This window comes from Mycobacterium sp. SA01 (assembly GCF_041287105.1).
GTDB lineage: Bacteria > Actinomycetota > Actinomycetes > Mycobacteriales > Mycobacteriaceae > Mycobacterium.
On sequence record NZ_JBGGNO010000017.1, the window covers coordinates 481179 to 498634 of the forward strand.

Genomic DNA, 17456 nt, shown 5'->3' on the forward strand with positions numbered 1-17456 from the left:
ACCTTCCTCGCGGTGTGGGACGAGCAGGTTAGCTGGGGCCTAGGTTGCGGCGTGGAAGGCGTCGATGATGTCGGCCGGGATGCGTCCCCGCGTCGACACCTTGTGGCCATTGCGGCGCGCCCATTCCCGGATCGCGGCGCTCTGCTCCCGATCGATGCTCGCGCGGCCACGGCCGGCCGGGCCCGAGCGACCACGGCGACGGCCGCCCACGCGGCGGCTGGCTTCGACCCACTGCTTGAGATCGTTACGCAGTTTCTGAGCATTCTTTGAAGAAAGATCGATCTCATAGCTCACTCCATCGAGCGCGAATTCGACCGTTTCATCGGCTGCGCCCGCACCGTCGAAATCGTCGACGAGAGTGACGGTCACTTTTTTGGCCATTGCCTCACTGAATCCTTCTGCCTGCGCTCAACAACCCATAGTCGAGCGTCTTCCCCATGCGAACCAATGTGCCACAGTGGCCCACATCATTCAACGTAGCTCGGATAAGCGCACCTCAGCCATGTCGGCGAACAATCGGGAACAAAACAGTTTCCCGAATTGACAAGCCGGTGAGTGCCATCAGCAGACGATCGACGCCCATTCCGGTTCCCGTCGTCGGGGGCATCGCATACTCCATTGCCGCGAGGAAATCCTCGTCGAGTGCCATCGCCTCGTCATCGCCCGCCGCGGCCGCCCTGGCTTGGGCCTCGAAGCGCTCGCGCTGCACGATCGGGTCGACCAGCTCGGAATAGCCGGTGGCCAATTCGAACCCGCGCACGTAGAGATCCCACTTCTCCGTGACGCCGGGGATGCTGCGGTGCTGGCGGGTCAGCGGTGTGGTTTCGACCGGGAAATCCTTGACGAATGTCGGGGCCCACAATGTGTCCCCGACTGTGTGCTCCCACAGTTCTTCGATCACCTTGCCGTGCCCGTAGCCGCGATCCCGCGGGATCTCCACCTCGAGCCGGTCGGCAATAGTGAGGAGATATTCCAGCGACGTGTTCGGGGTGATCTCTTCACCGAGGGCTTCAGACAACGACGGGTACATTTCCAGTGACGGCCATTCACCGTCGAGGTCATAGATTGTGCCGTCCGGCAATGGCACTTGCCGCGTGCCGATCGCCTCATCCGCAACTTCCTGAATAACTTCACGGGTGACGATCGCCGAATCGTCATACGTACCCCATGCTTGATAAGTCTCGAGCATGGAGAATTCCGGCGAATGCGTCGAATCGGCGCCTTCGTTTCGGAAGTTTCGATTGAGCTCGAAAACCTTCTCGAGACCACCCACCACGCATCGCTTGAGGAACAACTCCGGCGCGATCCGCAGATACAGGTCGGCGTCGAGCGCGTTCGAGTGGGTGATGAACGGCCGTGCTGCCGCACCACCGGCGAGCGTCTGCAGCATCGGCGTTTCGACTTCGAGGAACCCGCGACGATCCAACGCATTGCGCAGTGCACGGACCACCGCGATGCGTTGCCGGGCCACGGTGCGGGCTTGCGGGCGCACGATCAGGTCGACGTAGCGCTGCCGGACGCGCGACTCTTCGCTCATTTCCTTGTGAGCGACGGGCAGTGGACGCAACGCCTTGCTGGCCATCTGCCACGAATCGGCCAGCACCGAGAGTTCCCCGCGGCGGGAACTGATCACCTCTCCGTGCACGAACACGATGTCACCGAGATCCACCTCGGTCTTCCAGGCTTCGAGGGCGTCCTCACCGACGCCGGCCAGGCTGATCATGGCCTGCAGCTGGGTCCCGTCGCCTTCCTGCAGGGTGGCGAAGCACAACTTGCCCGAGTTGCGGGCGAACACCACCCGGCCGGTGACGCCGACGATGTCGCCGGTGGCGGAGTCGGCTTCCAGATCGGGATACGCGGCCCTGATCTGGGCCAGCGAATGGGTTCGCGGCACCGAGACGGGATAGGGGTCTTTCCCGTCGGCCAACAAGGCCTCGCGCTTGCCCTGGCGAATCCGGAACTGCTCGGGGACGTCGGAGTCCGCGTGGTCGGTTTCCGGAGTATCAGCAGAGCTCACGACGTGCCAGCTTAAATGAGGTCATGGGGTCCCTCCTAAACGCGGCCGCGCTCACAGCCTTGGCGGGCGAACGAGTGGACTGGCGGTTCAAGGGGCTGCCGGCCTCCTGGGCGGGGCTGACGGTGGCACAGATCCGTGCGGCGGCGCCCGACCTGTTCGACGCCGGACCGCTGGGCCCGATCTGCACGCTCTCCGATACGGCGCTGCGGCACAACCTGGCAACGATGGCGGGCTGGTGTGCCCGGCACGGGGTCGAGCTGGCGCCGCACGGGAAAACCCACATGTCGCCGCAACTGCTGGCCCGGCAGTTCGCGGCCGGTGCATGCGCGGTGACCGCCGCGACGATCAGCCAGGTGCGAACCTTCCGCGCGTTCGGGGTCCGCGAGGTGGTGCTGGCCAACGAGCTGGTGGACGCCGCGGCCCTCGCGTGGCTGGCCGCCGAGCTCGACGGCAATCCCGAGTTCCGGCTGATCTGCTGGGTGGATTCCGCGCGTGGGGTGGCACTGATGACCGAGGCACTGCAGGCGGCGGGCGCGCGACGCCCGCTGGATGTCTGCGTCGAGCTCGGCGCAATGGGCACTCGCACCGGCTGCCGCGACGACGCGAGCGCCGATGCGGTCGCCGCCGCGGCGGTCGCCAGTCCGCGCCTTCGGCTGGTCGGGGTGGCCGGCTACGAGGCCGCCCTGGGCCACGACGTGTCGCCCGCCGGTCTCGACCGGGTGCGGAGTTACCTCGAGTGGGTTCGCGCGGTGGCGATGCGGCTGGCGCCGCTGTGTTCGGACATGGTCGTAACCGCGGGTGGCAGTACGCATTTCGACCTGGTGGCCGAGACGCTGACCGGTCCGTGGCGCACGGTCTTGCGCAGCGGGGTGTATCTGACCAATGACGACGGGCTCTATCTGCGGACCTCGCCGCTGACCAGACCCGGTGCCGAGCCGGGCGGGTTCATACCGGCGATGCACGTGTGGGCTCAGGTGTGTTCGCGGCCCGAGCCGGGCCTGGCGTTGTTGACGATGGGCCGTCGCGACGTGTCGTTCGACGCAGATCTCCCTGTGCCACGACGACTTCGAATCGGCTCCGGCTGGACGGACCTGGCGGGTTGTGAAGTCGCCGCGCTCAACGACCAGCACGCGTTTCTGCGGCTGTCCCCGGCCGCCGAGGACGTGGTCGCGGTCGGCAGCTGGATCGAGTTCGGGGTATCGCACCCGTGCACGGTGTTCGACAAATGGCAGCTGATCCCGGTGCTCGACGAGCACGGCCGGGTGATCGATCTGGTGCGAACGTTCTTCTAGCGGGCCGATTTGATCCGGCGCTGGTTGTCGCGGTTGCGTTCGTAGACCATCCGCAGGCCGTCCAGCGTGAGGTGCTGGTCGTAGTGCTGCACCGTGTGCAGATCGGGCAGCATCAACGGAGCGGTATGACCGGTGGCGACGACAGCCACGTCGGACCCGGCGAAGCCGTCGACATCCTCCCGGATGCGGTTCACCAGGCCGTCGACCAGACCTGCGAAACCGAACATCGCACCGGCCTGCATGCACTCCACGGTGTTCTTGCCGACCACCGACCGTGGCCTGGTGAGCTCGACGCGCCGCAGCGCCGCAGACCGTGCGGCTGCCGCGTCCGACGACACCTGAACACCGGGAGCGATTGCGCCACCGAGGAATTCACCTTTGGCGGAGACCACGTCCACACAGATCGAGGATCCGAAGTCCACCACGATGGCGGCGGAGGAGAACTTGGCGTAAGCGGCCAGGCAGTTCACGATCCGGTCCGCTCCCACCTCCTTCGGGTTGTCGACCAGCAGCGGAATCCCGGTGCGCACACCAGGTTCGATCAGCACGTGCGGCACTGCGGACCAGTACTGCTCGAGCATGAGGCGCACCTCGTACATCACCGAGGGCACGGTGGACAGGCCGGTCGCACCGGTCAGGCGTTCAGAGTCGTCGCCGATCAATCCTTCGATGGTGAGTGCGAGTTCGTCGGCAGTCACTTCCGGCTCAGTACGGATTCGCCAGTGCTGCACAACTTTCGCATGGTCGCCGGATCCGGAGATCAACCCGACGACGGTGTGGGTGTTGCGGACGTCGATCGCCAGCAGCACGGTCAGCTCACCGTCCGCGGCGACAGCAGACCGGTGACGTCGTCCGGCACATGCGCCGGGTCGTCACCGAGATCGATCTGCCGGTTGTCGGCGTCGACGAACACGACTCGTGGCCGGTACTCCCGCGCCTCGGCATCGGTCATCACGCCATAGGCGATCAGGATCACCAGATCACCGGGGTGGACCAGATGCGCTGCCGCCCCGTTGATTCCGATCACACCGGTGCCACGCCGTCCGGTGATCGCGTAGGTCTCCAGCCGCGCACCGTTGTCGATGTCGACGATGGTCACCTGTTCGCCTTCGAGAAGGTCGGCGGCGTCCATCAGGTCGGCGTCGATGGTCACCGAGCCGACGTAGTGCAGGTCGGCCTGGGTGACGGTCGCGCGGTGGATTTTCGACTTCAGCATCGTCCGGAACATCAATTTCTCCAGGTGATTTCGGGGTGATCGCCGGTGCCGCCGACACCGGGCGGTGCGGTGTCGGTGGACAGATCGACAGCGATGTTGTCCAGCAATCGGGTGGTGCCCAGCCGGGCGGCGATCAGCAGCCGGGCGGGGCCGGACAGCGGAGCCTGATCAAGCCACGGTCCCCGCAGTTCCAGGTAGTCGACCTCGATGGCGGGCACCTCGTCGAGCACCGCCCGAGCGGCGTCCAGCGCGGCATCGGCGCCGCCGGCCGCCGCCCACATGCCGGCCAACAAAGCTGAGGACAACGCGCAAGCCTGTTCGCGCTCTTCAGAATTGAGGTAACGATTGCGCGAGGACATGGCCAGCCCGTCAGCCTCGCGGACGATGGGTACACCGACGATGCGGACATCGACGTTGAGGTCGTCGACCATCTGGCGGATCAGCACGAGCTGCTGGTAGTCCTTTTCGCCGAAGAACGCCCGGTCCGGCCGCACGATCTGCAGCAACTTCAGTACGACGGTCAGCATTCCGGCGAAATGCCCTGGTCGAGAGGCGCCTTCGAGCTCGCCACCCAACGGACCGGGGTGCACTGTGGTCCGGGGGCCGGCTGGATACATGGCCGATGCGCTCGGGGCGAAAACCACGTCGACGTCTTCACGGCGCAACAGCTCGAGGTCGGATTCCAGCGTGCGTGGATAGGCGTCGAGATCTTCGCCGGCGCCGAACTGCAAGGGATTGACGAAGATCGACACCACGACCACCGCACCCGGCACCTTCTTGGCCGCGCGCACCAGCGACAGGTGGCCGTCGTGCAGTGCGCCCATCGTCGGCACCAGCATCACCCGCCTGCCGGTGTGGCGCAGCGCGCGGGTCACATCGGATACCTCTTGCGGCGTCTGGTACAGGTTGAGTTGTCCAGCAATGAATTTCGGCGGTGTCATGGCCGCCGCCCTTGTCCGGACCAGTTGGCCAACACCTCAACAACCTCCTCGGGGGCGTGCGCGCGCTGGGCGGTGCGCAATGAGTTCGCGCAGTAAGACTGGGCCAGTTCGGGATTCACCGCGTCAAGTGCAGCGAGATGGCCCGCTACCGCAGCCGCGTCGCCGCGGGCGACCGGCCCAGTCAGCGCCGCCTGCCCGCGTTGCAGCGTGTTCTCCAGTGCGGCACGGGCCAGCGGGCCCACGATCCGCTCCGCCAGGCCACCGGGCGCGTCACCGACCAATTCCTGCCCGAGCAGCTCCTGGCCGGATACCGCCGCTCGCAACGCATCCAGCGCATCGGCTACCACCGTGACGAGATGATTGCTGGCGTGGGCCAGGGCCGCGTGATACAGCGTGCGCGCATCCTCGCGCACCCCGAACGGCTCGCCGCCGATCTCGAGCACCAGCGACTGGGCGATGGCATAGCCGATCTCGTCGGCCGCGGTGACGCCGAAGCAGCTGTCGGACAGCCGGACGATGTCCTCATCGGCGCCGGTGAACGTCATCGCCGGATGGATCGCCAGCGGGACGCACCCCAAGTCGGCCAGCGGCGCCAGGATCGCAACTCCGTTCGCACCCGATGTGTGCACGACGATGGTTCCGCGGTGCACCGCACCGGTGGCCGCCAGCCCCCGCACCAAGCCGGGCAGTTCTGAATCGGGAACCGTCAGCAGCAGCAGCTCGGCCCGGTCGGCGACGTCGGGCACCGGCAGGATCTCGGTGTCGGGCAGCCGACGTTCGGCGAGCCGGCGCGACGCCATCGAAATCGCGCTGCAGGCGACCACCACGTGTTCGGCCCGCTCCAACGCGACACCGAGGGCGGTACCGACACGGCCGGCCGACACGATGCCGATCTTGAGCCGGGCCGGGCGCAAGCCGCTGGGGGTCCCCACGTAGACGACCTCGCTGACGTCAATGAGTTGTTCGTTCCAGTCCTGTGCCAGGTACCGGACGGTCGGGACAACTCTAACTCGCCCCGATTCGCGACCTACTCGTCGCGTCGACGCCGCCTGCCGCCCTCCCCGGGTGTGGCATTGGCCTGCAACCGGGCCAGCAGGTCGGCGACCGACTGGCCGCCGGTCTGCTCAGCGTCCCGGGCTCTGCGCCGCGGCTCCTCCTGTTCCTCGGTCCCGCGGTGCCGGGCCGGCGGCGGTGGGGTGGTCATGGCGGGCTGGCCGGGACTGTCGACGGCATGGCGCGACCGGGGGGCGGCTGGTTCCGGCGACGGCTGCATCGCTGGTTCGGGCCGGGGTTCCGGCCGGGGTTCCGGCCGGGGTTCCTCGGCGGGCGCCACTGTGGGCGCCGCCTCCTGCGGTGGGGTCCAATGCCGACCCCGGGGCCCGTCGACAGACGATCCCTGCGCCGCGGCGGACGGCACGACGAAACCGTTGTCGGCGTTGGCAACCCAATTGCTGCCCGGCGAGCCCGGCGGCAGCCAGCGGCCGTCGGGTTCGACCGGTCGCCATTCGGCGCCCTCAGGCGACGGGGGCGGCGGCTCGGACTGCGTGGGTTCTGGCGCCAGGGCGGCGGCCGCGGCGGCGACATCGGCGTCCGGCGGGGGCGGCGCGAACGGTCGCTCCGGCTCGGCAGCCGGCTCGGCGTTCTGCCCGCCGTTTTCCCACGGCCGCCGGTGCGAACCAACCGGCTCGGGCTGCGGCTCGGCCCGGCGGCGGCGCCGCGGCTCCGGCCGCTCCGACTGCTCCGGCTGCGCCGACACCAGCGGCTCTTCGGGAACGTCGATGATCGGGTTCTCGGCGGTGCGGCTGCCCGCGTCCTGCGGCCGGACCGGGGTGATCCGGCTGCTCTCGACACGCCCGGGCACCGGCGGCATGGTCGTTGTGTCGCGGGTCCAGTCGGCGGCCCGATCGCCCTCGAGCGCCGGCCGGTCACCCAGGTCGGCGTCGAACATGATCTCCAGGTTGGCCCGCAGCGCCGCCAATTCTGCCCGCAGCGCGGCGACCTCGTCGGCGGCCTGCGCACGCAGCTCGGACGCCAGCTCGCGGCGCAGGTGCGACTCGACGCTGAGTTCGTATTCGCGGCGGGCCGAGATCTCCCGGTCGAGCTGCAGGTCGTAGACCAACTTCAAATCACGCGCCCGGGCGGCATCGATATCGGCCTGCCTGCGATACATCACGGAGACGAATGCCCCGATCACCGCGGCCCACAACGACAGAATGACCGCCAGCTTCAGCAGCTCGACGCGAGTGGTGAACACCAACGCGGAACTGGCCGCAATGGCAAGGACCAGCAACACCGTCAAGAGCAGCCAACCCGGCCTGCGGCCGCCGCGCCGATTCTTGGCGCCGCGGGACAGAACGGTCATGGGCTGACTGTACCCGCGCGATGTCCGTCCGCGTGTCGTCGAGCTGCGGCGATTCGCCGTCTTCGCACTATTCCCGGGCGGCGTCCGGATCGTCGGTCGGGTCACCGGGCGAGCGGCAGCAATACTCCAGCCAGAGCGCGGCAGCCACCAGCGCAAGGGCACTCAGCACCGCGATGACCGCACCGGGGATGAAGGTGCCGGCCACGTGTTCAGTTCGCCGGAGCCAGAGGTAGACCAGCACGCCGACCCACCAGCCCAGCATCAGCGCGCCGACCCACGCCGAGGCTTTGGCAATCGCCACGCTGCGTGCGACAGCCAGCGGGTGTAGCCGCCCGCCGCCGACACCGATCTGCCCGTCTCGGATTTTCGTCCGCACAGACACCCCCCAGGCGCCCTCGAGCACGGCGACCGCCAGTAAAGACAGTCCCGTCCATGCCGTGATCGCAGGAAAGTCGCGGTACAGCACCCGCATCAACAACCAAGCCAGGACCGCGACTCCGACGGCCGCGACGGTGAGATCGCGTTTACGTGTCGGCCCCATCAAGCGCCCAGCCGAAGCACCAGAGGGGTCAGGCGTACTCCGTCGCGGTCCACCGCATCGAGCTCGGCCAGCAGCCGGTCGACCCGCTGGCTCTCCCCGGCCACGGTGAGCTCGGCGTCGGGGTCGACGGCCAGCCACGGCACCATCACGAAGGCCCGCATGTGGGCCAGCGGATGAGGCAGGGTCAGACCCTCGTCGCGGGAGAAGACCTCGGCGTCGCCGTCATGACAGGTGACGAGATCCACGTCGAGGGTGCGCGGTCCCCACTTCTGCTCGCGGATTCGGTCGTTGGCGTTCTCCAAAGCCTGTGCGCGCCGCAACCATTCGTGACCGTCGGCCTCGGGATCGTCGGCGACCACGACCGCGTTGAGGAACGGTCCCTGCTCGACCCCACCCCAGGCATCGGTTTCGTAGACCGGTGAGAGCGCGCGCACCATATCGCCGAGCCCGTCGACGGCGGCCTGCAGCCGCGCCATCCGGTCCCCGAGATTGGAGCCGATCGACAGCACCACGCGCGTCACAGCTCACCCCCGAGCGGAACGATCTGGCCGCGTCCGCTGCGGCGGGACCGCCGCGCGACCACCGCAACGTCGGTGAACGTCAACGGGATCGGCGCGTTCGGCTTGTGCACCACCACCTCGACGGCATGCACCCGCCGGTCGTTCATCACATCCTCGGCGATCTCGCCGGCGACCGTCTCGATCAGATTGCGCGCCGGGCCGCCGACGATGGCTGCCGCACGCTGGGCCAGCGTGCCGTAGTCGAAGGTGTCGGCGAGGTCGTCGCTGGCGGCGGCGGCGGCCAGGTCGATCCACACGGTGATGTCGACGATGAAGTCCTGTCCGTCGCGGCGCTCGTGATCGAAGACGCCGTGGTTACCGCGGACCGTCAGGCCGCGCAGCTCGATCCGGTCAGCCATCCGCACCTGCTTGTTCTCGTCCGCCACCCCATGCTCCAGCCACTTTGAGTGCGTCCACACTTGCGCGCACGTCGTGTACCCGGACACCCCAGGCGCCGTGGACCGCGGCCAGCGCCGAGATCACCGCGGTCGCGGTTTCGCGGCCGTCCGGCGGTCGGACGGTGCCGTCGGCGTCGGCGAGCAGCGAACCGAGAAACCGCTTGCGGGACGCACCGACCAGCACCGGGATTCCGGTTGCGACGAACTCCGGCAGCGCGTGCAGCAACGCCCAGTTGTGGTCGGCGGTCTTGGCGAACCCCAGACCCGGATCGATGATCAGGTTCTCCTGATCCACGCCCGCCGCGACGGCGGCGTCGACACCGGCGAGCAGATCGTCGCGCACCTCGGTCACCACGTCGCCGTAGTCCGGCACATCGTGGGGATGCTCGGTCCGCACCGAGCGCCAATGCATCAGCACCCAGGGCACCTTCGCCTCGGCCACCAGCGGCGCCATCACCGGATCGGCCTTGCCGCCCGAGACGTCGTTGACGATGGTTGCGCCGTTGTCCAGCGCGGCGGCCGCGACAGCCGCGTGCATGGTGTCGATGCTCACCGTGATCCCTTGGGCGGCAAGCTCTTTGATGACGGGTATGACGCGGGCGGACTCGACGGCGGCGTCGATGCGCACCGCACCGGGGCGGGTGGACTCACCGCCGACGTCGATGATGGATGCACCCTGGGCGACCAGGGCCAGTCCGTGTTCGACGGCGCGGGCCGGGTCGAGATAGCGTCCGCCGTCGGAGAAGGAGTCGTCGGTGACGTTGACAACTCCCATCACCAGGGTGCGCGGTCCGTGTGATTGCGTCATTTACGCAAGATGAGATCCAGCGCCTCGGATCGCGATGCATGGTCGGACTTGAACTGTCCGCGGACCGCCGATGTCGTCGTACTCGCACCCGGCTTGCGCACCCCGCGCATCGCCATGCACAAATGCTCGGCCTCGATCACGACGATCACCCCGCGCGGCTTGAGCTTGCGCATCACGGCGTCGGCGATCTGGGTGGTCAGCCGTTCCTGCACCTGGGGGCGCTTGGCATACAGATCAACCACCCGGGCCAGCTTCGACAGTCCGGTCACCCGGCCGTCCTCGCCGGGGATGTAGCCGACGTGCGCGACACCGTGGAACGCCACCAGGTGGTGCTCGCAGGTGGAGTACATCGGGATGTCCTTGACGAGCACGAGTTCGTCGTGTTGCTCGTCGAAGGTGGTGTCCAGCACCGCGTCCGGATCGGTGTACAGCCCGGAGAACATCTCCTGGAAGGCCCGCGCGACCCGCGCCGGTGTGTCCTGCAGACCGTGCCGGTCGGGGTCCTCGCCGACCGCCAGCAGCAGTTCACGAACAGCGGCCTCGGCCCGGGTCTGATCGAACACAGGGGTCTCCAACGTGCTCGCGTTGGGCTGCGCCATCGAAGCTCCGTTCGTCATCAGCCGTGGGACTCATGATTCGACCGGCCCCCGTCGTCACCCGAATCGTCCTGCGGCTTCGCATGCTGACCCGTGTGGCTGGGGGAAGGATACGGCTGATAGGGCGGATATTGCTGGCCCTGCTGCGGATGCGGCTGGCCCCAACCGGGCTGCGGCGGATACCAATATCCGCCCTGCTGACCATGCGGCTGGCCTTGCTGGCCCTGCTGCGGGCCACCCTGCGGCGGCCAGCCGGGGGCATGCCAGCCGGCCGGAGCGCCGTAGTCGGGCTGCGTCGAGCCCGGTTGCGGCTGCTGGCCGGCGTGCGCGCCGTTGCCGTTTCCGCCGCGCGGCGCCTGCGCCTGCGCCTGCGCACTGGCCTGCGCGATCGCCTTCTTGAAGGCAGGCTCGGGCATCGGCTTGGGCCACGGCTCGCCACGTTCGATGGCCAGCTCACCCGGGGTCTTGATCGGTGGCTTGTCGGACGGGATGCGTCCGCCGAAGTCGTCGAACACCGTCAGGCGGGGCCGCTTCTTCACGTCACCGAAGATGGCTTCCAGCTCCTTGCGGTGCAGCGTCTCCTTCTCCAGGAGCTCACCGGCCAGGGTGTCGAGCACGTCGCGGTATTCGGTGAGGATCGCCCACGCCTCGGTGTGCGCGGCCTCGATCAGCTTGCGGACCTCGTCGTCGATGTCGCGGGCGACCTCGTGGCTGTAGTCCGACTGGGTGCCCATCGTGCGGCCCAGGAACGGATCGCCGTGCTCGGTGCCGTACTTGACCGCGCCCAGCTTGGCGCTCATGCCGTACTCGGTGACCATCGCGCGGGCGATCTTGGTGGCCTGATCGATGTCGGACACCGCGCCGGTGGTCGGCTCGCGGAACACCAGCTCCTCGGCCGCGCGACCGCCCATCGCGAACACCAGCCGGGCGATCATCTCCGAGCGGGTCATCAGACCCTTGTCGTCCTCGGGTACCGACACGGCGTGGCCGCCGGTACGGCCGCGGGCCAGGATCGTCACCTTGTAGATCGGCTCGATGTCGGGCATCGCCCAGGCCGCCAGGGTGTGCCCACCCTCGTGGTAGGCGGTGATCTTCTTCTCCAGCTCGCTGATCACGCGCCCCTTGCGGCGGGGTCCGCCGATCACCCGGTCGACGGCTTCCTCCAGCGCGGCCGCGGTGATGATGGTGCCGTTCTCGCGGGCGGTGAGCAGCGCGGCCTCGTTGATGACGTTGGCAAGGTCGGCGCCCGACATGCCGACCGTGCGCTTGGCCAGTCCGTCCAGGTCGGCGTCGGGGGACATCGGCTTGCCCTGCGAGTGCACCCGCAGCACAGCCTTGCGGCCGGCGAGGTCGGGGCTGGTGACCGGGATCTGGCGGTCGAAACGGCCCGGGCGCAGCAGCGCGGGGTCGAGAATGTCGGGCCGGTTGGTGGCCGCGATCAGGATGACGCCTTGCCGGTCGCCGAATCCGTCCATCTCGACGAGCAACTGGTTCAGCGTCTGCTCGCGCTCGTCGTGGCCGCCGCCCATACCGGCGCCACGCTGGCGACCCACAGCGTCGATCTCGTCGACGAAGATGATGCACGGGCTGTTCTGTTTGGCCTGCTCGAACATGTCGCGCACCCGGGAGGCGCCGACGCCGACGAACATCTCGACGAAGTCCGAACCCGAAATCGTGAAGAACGGAACTCCGGCCTCGCCGGCGACCGCGCGGGCCAGCAGCGTCTTACCGGTTCCGGGCGGACCGTAGAGCAGCACGCCGCGCGGGATCTTGGCGCCGAGCGCCTGATACCGCGACGGGTTCTGCAGGAAGTCTTTGATCTCGTACAGCTCCTCGACCGCTTCGTCCACGCCGGCGACGTCGGCGAAGGTCGTCTTGGGCATGTCCTTGCCCAGCTGTTTGGCCTTCGACTTGCCGAAGCCGAAGCCCATCCGGCCGCCGGTCTGCATGCGGGAGAACAGCACGAACAGGCCGACCAGCAGGAGCAACGGAAGCATGTAGACCAGCAGCGAACCCAGGATGCTGCCCTGGTTCACGACGGTGTTGGTCTTGATGTTCTTGGCGCTCAGCGCGTTGAACAGGTCCACCCCGTACCCGGTCGGGTACTTGGTGATCACCTTGTTGGAGTTCTCGGTGTCGCCGTTGCCGTTCTTCAGCTCGAGGCGGAGCTGTTGCTCGCGGTCGTCGATCTGCGCGCTCTTGACGTTGTCCCCGGTGATCTGCGACATCGCCACCGACGTGTCGATGGGTTTGTAACCCCGGGTGTCGTCGCTGAAATAGAAGAACGACCAGCCGAGCAACAGCACGACGGCAATCACCGTGAGTGTGCGGATCACGTTTTTGCGGTTCATCAAGCATCGGCCGTTACGGCCCGGTCCTTCCGATATGCGCAGCTGGGATAGTTCAGGCTACCGCTAGGACAACGTGGGCAAGTGCCCACAGGGTTTCCGTCAGGCTTTGGTAGCTGTTCGCTGTGCGCCGAACGGACACTTCCGGGCCGCCCGAAGCTGTGCTTGGCTGGCACCGTGCTCGCTCCGACCGAACGGTTAGTCGACGTGGCCGAGGTCCGGTTGCGGGTGCTCGAAGCCGGTGACCCGGGGGCGCCCGCGGTGGTGCTGGCGCACGGCTTCCCCGAGCTGGCGTACTCGTGGCGACACCAGATTCCCGTCCTCGCCGACGCCGGCTACCACGTACTGGCACCCGACCAGCGCGGCTACGGCGGATCGTCGGCACCCGAGGCGATCGAGGCCTACGACATCCACCGCCTCACCGGCGACCTGGTGGCCCTGCTGGACTCCGAAGTTGGCGGCGGCGCGGCGCAGGCCGTGTTCATCGGCCACGACTGGGGCGCAATGGTGGTGTGGCATACCGCGCTGCTGCATCCGGACCGGGTCCGGGCGGTCGCCGGCCTGAGCGTGCCGCCGATCCCGCGGGCGCGGAGCCGGCCCACCGAGCGGTGGCGGGAAAAGTTCGGCGACGACTTCTATATGTTGCGGTTCCAGGAACCCGGCAGGGCCGACGCCGAGATGGCCGCCGATGTGGCCGCCACCATGCGCGAGATGTTCGCCGACCTCTCCCCGTCGGCGCCGCCCGGGTGGATCAGCGACGCCGAGTTCGACCACTACGTCGCCGAGTTCGGCAGGACCGGATTCACCGGCGCGCTGAACTGGTATCGCAACTACGACCGGAACTGGGAGTCGACGCCTCAGCTCGCCGGCGCGCACATCACCGTGCCCGCGCTGTTCGTCGGCGGTACCGCAGACCCGATCGCGCCGACGATGAATCCGGCCCGCGCCCGTGAGGTGGTGGCCGGGCCGTACACCGAGCGGTGGATCGACGGCGCCGGGCACTGGGTGCAGCAGGAGCGCCCCGAGGACGTGAATCGGATCCTGTTGGAGTTCCTACGCGAAGTGGAGTCGTCGTGACGCAAAAGCCGCTGAACTTCGGAGTGTTCATCACGCCGTTTCATCCGGTAGGCCAATCCCCAACCGTCGCACTGGAATACGACCTGGAGCGGACGGTCGCCCTGGATCGGCTCGGGTTCGATGAGGCGTGGTTCGGCGAACACCACTCCGGCGGGTACGAATTGATCGCCTGCCCGGAGGTGTTCATCGCCGCCGCCGCCGAGCGCACCAAGCACATCCGGCTGGGTACCGGCGTGGTGTCGCTGCCCTACCACCACCCGCTGATGGTCGCCGACCGCTGGGTGCTGCTCGACCACCTGACCCGGGGCCGGGTGATCTTCGGCACCGGGCCCGGCGCATTGCCGTCGGACGCGTACATGATGGGCATCGATCCGGTCGAGCAGCGGCGGATGATGCAGGAGTCGCTCGACGCGATCCTGGCGTTGTTCCGCGCCGGGCCCGACGAGCGGGTCGACCGGCACTCAGATTGGTTCACCCTGCGCGACGCGCAGCTGCATATCCGGCCCTACACCTGGCCGTACCCGGAAATCTCCACGGCCGCAATGGTTTCCCCATCGGGTCCGCGACTGGCCGGACAGCTGGGCACCTCGTTGCTGTCGTTGTCGATGTCGGTGCCCGGCGGGTACGCGGCGCTGGAGGACGCCTGGGGTGTCGTGGTCGATCAGGCCGCCAAGGCCGGCCGGCCCGAGCCCGATCGCTCGACGTGGCGGGTGCTGGGGATCATGCACCTGGCCGACACCCGCGAGCAGGCGATCGAGGACTGCACCTACGGACTGCAGGATTTCGCAAACTATTTCGGCGCCGCCGGGTTCGTACCGCTGTCCAATGACGTGGAGGCCGCAGAGCAGTCCCCACGGCAGTTCGTCGCCGATTATGCGGCCGGGGGCAACTGCTGTATCGGCACACCCGATGATGCCATCGCCTACATCACCGATCTGCTGGACCGCTCGGGCGGCTTCGGCACGTTCCTGATGCTCGGCCACGACTGGGCCGACCCCCAGGCCACCTATCACTCGTATGAGTTGTTCGCGCGAAAAGTCATGCCGCACTTCAAGGGACAGCTTCAGGCCCCGCGGGCGTCGCACGACTGGGCGCAGCGCAAACGCGACGATCTGTTCGGTCGCGCCGGTGAGGCGATCATGAAGGCGATCGGCGAGCACGCCGGCGAGCAGGCTTAGCTGACGTCCGGGGACATTGACGCCGCACACAGCTGCTCGACGTAACTCAGGTGGCCAAGGTCGGCCAGGATGCGACGGGCGACCGAGCCCTCGGCCCGGCTGACCGCCAGCCACAGATGGTTGAGGCCGGTCATCGGGGATCGGGTGTCGCGAGCAAGATCGGCAGCACCGATGAGTACCGCCTTGGCATGAGAGCTGAAGGTCAGGTGGATATACCGCGGCGACTCCCGGCGCTGTGCGCCGGTGATCTGCTCGAACTGCCGTTGAATCGTCTCGACGATCACCGCGCGTTCGTGAAGTGCCGAACTGACCGCATTCGAGGTGTCGGCCACCAACCCGATCAGTACGTGCGCGGACCCCACGAGGTCGCTGGCATATCCGTAGGCCTCGCTGTAGGCCCGATTCACCGCGGCGCGACCGTCAGGACTCAGGCCGGAGAGGGCAGCCGCAACCCGGGCCGCGACGAGATCCCCGCCCGGAAATGCGCTCCCAGCAACCATACTTACGTATTGTACAATATTCACATATGGTACTGGACCCGGCTCGCCCCCGCAGCCGGATCGGCATATCTTGCGACCGGTGCGACCGACTCAGCCTCTGAATTGGCCGTAGCGGAGCAGCGTGTTGACCGACTCTTCCCAGCGACTCAGCTGCTCGGGGGTCCACAGCGGTTCTGGCAGGTGGCGCTCGATATGTCGACGAAGGATGATGGCGCCGAACACCAGTATCGTCGGGTTCAGCGCCGCCCAGACCACATCGAGGTTTTCTCGCGTGGCCCCGATCTCCGCCAACTGCTGCCAGTGGCTCACCACGATCGCCACCGTCGCGTCAAAGAACGCGACGCCCGAGTCGGTGCCGTCTACCAGCAAACGAGCGAGATAGTCGACGACGGCTCGGTGGTCGGACAGGAGCGAGCCCACTCTGCTACCCATCTCCAGCACAGCCTCGGTGGGCGAGTCGGGTAACGGCTGTGTCATCGCGGCGCCGATGACGGCCATCACATGCGCGTCGACGGCCGCGATCAGGCCGTCCTTCGAGCCGAAATGGTGCTGCACCAACCCGACCGAGACACCCGCGGAGTCCGCAATCATCTGCAGTGTCGCCTCAGCGGCGCTTTGCTGGGAAAACACCTCCATCGCAGCGTCGAGGATCCGGTCCTGTCTCGACCGGTCTGAGCGACTCCCCGAGTTCACATGTCCCCTTCCACCTTGCCGACCCGACCCATCCGTCAATAACGACCATAGGTCTGCGTGCTTCGCACCGTGGACACGCATCGAGGGCAGAGCAAGACCATCAACGCCCGGTGGTTACCCGCTCAGCTGCGCCGGCAAGCAGGCCTAGACCGCGGTGCGCTCCCCCGGCGTGAGCCAGTGGACGTTCGTCAGATCCGACAGGTTCTGGCGCGCAACAGCTTCCGGCTCACGGAAGTGCGTCCAGCCTTCATAGTGCACCGGCACCACCACCCGTGGCCGCATCAGGCGGGTCAACTCGCGGCCCTCGCGGGCGGTCATCGTGAAGCGCACCGGCCCGGTGAACCCGAACCGCACACCGCCGAGATGCAGCAGCGCCACGTCGACCGGTATCCGCTCGGCGACCTCACGCAGACCCTGGTAGAGCACGGTGTCCCCGGACATCCACAGCGCGGCGGTGTCCTCGCGGTCGCGGTGTAGCGCGAACCCGTTGACCTTCCCTGTGATCGGGCCGCTGAACCTGGGGCCGTGCCGGGCCGGGGTGGCGGTCACCGTCAGCGACGGACGGTCCTCAGCCTGCAGCGTCGTCGACTCCCAGTCCGCCAGGCCACGGACATTCGGCGCGGCCAGCCGGCGCGCGGCGGGCACTGTGGTGACGACGGTGCCGGCCCGGGCGAGCAGGGCACGGCCGGCGTCGTCGAGATTGTCGGCGTGCTGATCGTGGCTGAGCAACACCACGTCGACGGGTGCCACGACGTCAAGCGGCCGGGCCGGGCCGGCGACCTTGCGCGAGGACGTGCCCCAGCCGAACGTGTACCGGCGGCCGGGCGAGTCGAAGGTCGGGTCGGTCAGGATCCGCCAGCCGTCGACCTCGATCAGCGTGGTGGGGCCGCCGAGGTGAGTGAGCTGCAGCTTGGCCATCCCAAAAACCT

The 17456-nt window shown here is 67.8% G+C and carries 19 protein-coding genes; 3 read left to right on the forward strand and 16 right to left on the reverse strand.

All coding sequences use genetic code 11. The features are described 5' to 3' along the window. Nucleotides 1-39: 39 nt before the first annotated feature. A complete protein-coding gene (lsr2, locus tag AB4879_RS12535) occupies nt 40-381 on the reverse strand; it encodes a histone-like nucleoid-structuring protein Lsr2 (protein ID WP_036341782.1) in 342 nt (113 codons plus the stop codon). A 115-nt stretch (nt 382-496) separates the two neighbouring features. Then, nucleotides 497-2017 (reverse strand): lysine--tRNA ligase, encoded by a 1521-nt coding sequence (gene lysS, locus AB4879_RS12540; protein WP_370507819.1) that lies wholly within the window; start codon nt 2015-2017, stop codon nt 497-499. A 23-nt stretch (nt 2018-2040) separates the two neighbouring features. On the opposite strand from lysS, the gene AB4879_RS12545 reads away from it, so the two are divergent. After that, entirely contained in the window at nt 2041-3309 is a 1269-nt protein-coding gene (locus tag AB4879_RS12545; RefSeq protein ID WP_370507820.1) for an alanine racemase, read from the forward strand. Here the strand turns inward: AB4879_RS12545 and AB4879_RS12550 are convergent. The 11 genes from AB4879_RS12550 to ftsH all read right to left on the reverse strand — a co-directional run bounded on the left by AB4879_RS12550 (nt 3306) and on the right by ftsH (nt 13082). Continuing rightward, nucleotides 3306-4118 (reverse strand): type III pantothenate kinase, encoded by an 813-nt coding sequence (locus AB4879_RS12550; RefSeq protein ID WP_115317527.1) that lies wholly within the window; start codon nt 4116-4118, stop codon nt 3306-3308. The two genes, AB4879_RS12545 and AB4879_RS12550, sit on opposite strands and share 4 nt — an antisense overlap. 2 nt (nt 4119-4120) lie before the next feature. Then, nucleotides 4121-4537, reverse strand: a complete 417-nt coding sequence (gene panD, locus AB4879_RS12555; RefSeq protein ID WP_102807340.1) for an aspartate 1-decarboxylase — start codon at nt 4535-4537, stop codon at nt 4121-4123. After that, nucleotides 4537-5466, reverse strand: a complete 930-nt coding sequence (panC, locus tag AB4879_RS12560; protein WP_102807341.1) for a pantoate--beta-alanine ligase — start codon at nt 5464-5466, stop codon at nt 4537-4539. The genes panD and panC overlap by 1 nt, the downstream gene beginning before the upstream one ends. Then, nucleotides 5463-6398, reverse strand: coding sequence for a Rossmann-like and DUF2520 domain-containing protein (locus AB4879_RS12565; protein WP_370507821.1), 936 nt, complete (start codon nt 6396-6398; stop codon nt 5463-5465). The genes panC and AB4879_RS12565 overlap by 4 nt, the downstream gene beginning before the upstream one ends. Before the next feature lie 95 nt (nt 6399-6493). Continuing rightward, a complete protein-coding gene (locus tag AB4879_RS12570) occupies nt 6494-7828 on the reverse strand; it encodes a DUF6779 domain-containing protein (RefSeq protein ID WP_370507822.1) in 1335 nt (444 codons plus the stop codon). A gap of 67 nt (nt 7829-7895) precedes the next feature. Then, a complete protein-coding gene (locus AB4879_RS12575) occupies nt 7896-8369 on the reverse strand; it encodes a DUF3180 domain-containing protein (RefSeq protein WP_370507823.1) in 474 nt (157 codons plus the stop codon). Further along, a complete protein-coding gene (gene folK, locus AB4879_RS12580; protein ID WP_102807345.1) occupies nt 8369-8890 on the reverse strand; it encodes a 2-amino-4-hydroxy-6-hydroxymethyldihydropteridine diphosphokinase in 522 nt (173 codons plus the stop codon). The genes AB4879_RS12575 and folK overlap by 1 nt, the downstream gene beginning before the upstream one ends. After that, on the reverse strand, nt 8887-9288 hold the full coding sequence (gene folB, locus AB4879_RS12585) for a dihydroneopterin aldolase (protein ID WP_102807394.1): 402 nt from the start codon (nt 9286-9288) through the stop codon (nt 8887-8889). Before folB ends, folK begins: the two co-directional genes overlap by 4 nt. Then, nucleotides 9281-10135, reverse strand: coding sequence for a dihydropteroate synthase (gene folP, locus AB4879_RS12590; RefSeq protein WP_370507824.1), 855 nt, complete (start codon nt 10133-10135; stop codon nt 9281-9283). The genes folB and folP overlap by 8 nt, the downstream gene beginning before the upstream one ends. After that, nucleotides 10132-10734 carry a GTP cyclohydrolase I FolE gene (gene folE, locus AB4879_RS12595; protein WP_102807395.1) on the reverse strand — a complete coding sequence of 201 codons (603 nt, stop codon included), beginning with the start codon at nt 10732-10734 and terminating at the stop codon, nt 10132-10134. Before folE ends, folP begins: the two co-directional genes overlap by 4 nt. A gap of 17 nt (nt 10735-10751) precedes the next feature. Then, nucleotides 10752-13082, reverse strand: a complete 2331-nt coding sequence (ftsH, locus tag AB4879_RS12600) for an ATP-dependent zinc metalloprotease FtsH (RefSeq protein WP_102807347.1) — start codon at nt 13080-13082, stop codon at nt 10752-10754. Between the two features lie 174 nt (nt 13083-13256). Between ftsH and AB4879_RS12605 the strand changes: the two genes are divergently transcribed. Beyond that, nucleotides 13257-14156, forward strand: coding sequence for an alpha/beta fold hydrolase (locus tag AB4879_RS12605; protein WP_370507825.1), 900 nt, complete (start codon nt 13257-13259; stop codon nt 14154-14156). Further along, nucleotides 14153-15334 carry an LLM class flavin-dependent oxidoreductase gene (locus tag AB4879_RS12610; RefSeq protein ID WP_370507826.1) on the forward strand — a complete coding sequence of 394 codons (1182 nt, stop codon included), beginning with the start codon at nt 14153-14155 and terminating at the stop codon, nt 15332-15334. Before AB4879_RS12605 ends, AB4879_RS12610 begins: the two co-directional genes overlap by 4 nt. Here AB4879_RS12610 and AB4879_RS12615 read toward each other — a convergent pair. The 3 genes from AB4879_RS12615 to AB4879_RS12625 form a co-directional block, all read right to left on the reverse strand. Then, nucleotides 15331-15834: a Clp protease N-terminal domain-containing protein gene (locus AB4879_RS12615; RefSeq protein WP_102807349.1), complete on the reverse strand. Its 504-nt coding sequence runs from the start codon at nt 15832-15834 to the stop codon at nt 15331-15333. The two genes, AB4879_RS12610 and AB4879_RS12615, sit on opposite strands and share 4 nt — an antisense overlap. Nucleotides 15835-15924: 90 nt before the next feature. Continuing rightward, complete coding sequence (locus tag AB4879_RS12620) at nt 15925-16527, reverse strand: TetR/AcrR family transcriptional regulator (protein WP_102807350.1); 603 nt, start codon at nt 16525-16527, stop codon at nt 15925-15927. A 144-nt stretch (nt 16528-16671) separates the two neighbouring features. After that, nucleotides 16672-17445, reverse strand: coding sequence for an MBL fold metallo-hydrolase (locus tag AB4879_RS12625; protein WP_370507827.1), 774 nt, complete (start codon nt 17443-17445; stop codon nt 16672-16674). Nucleotides 17446-17456 lie beyond the last annotated feature (11 nt).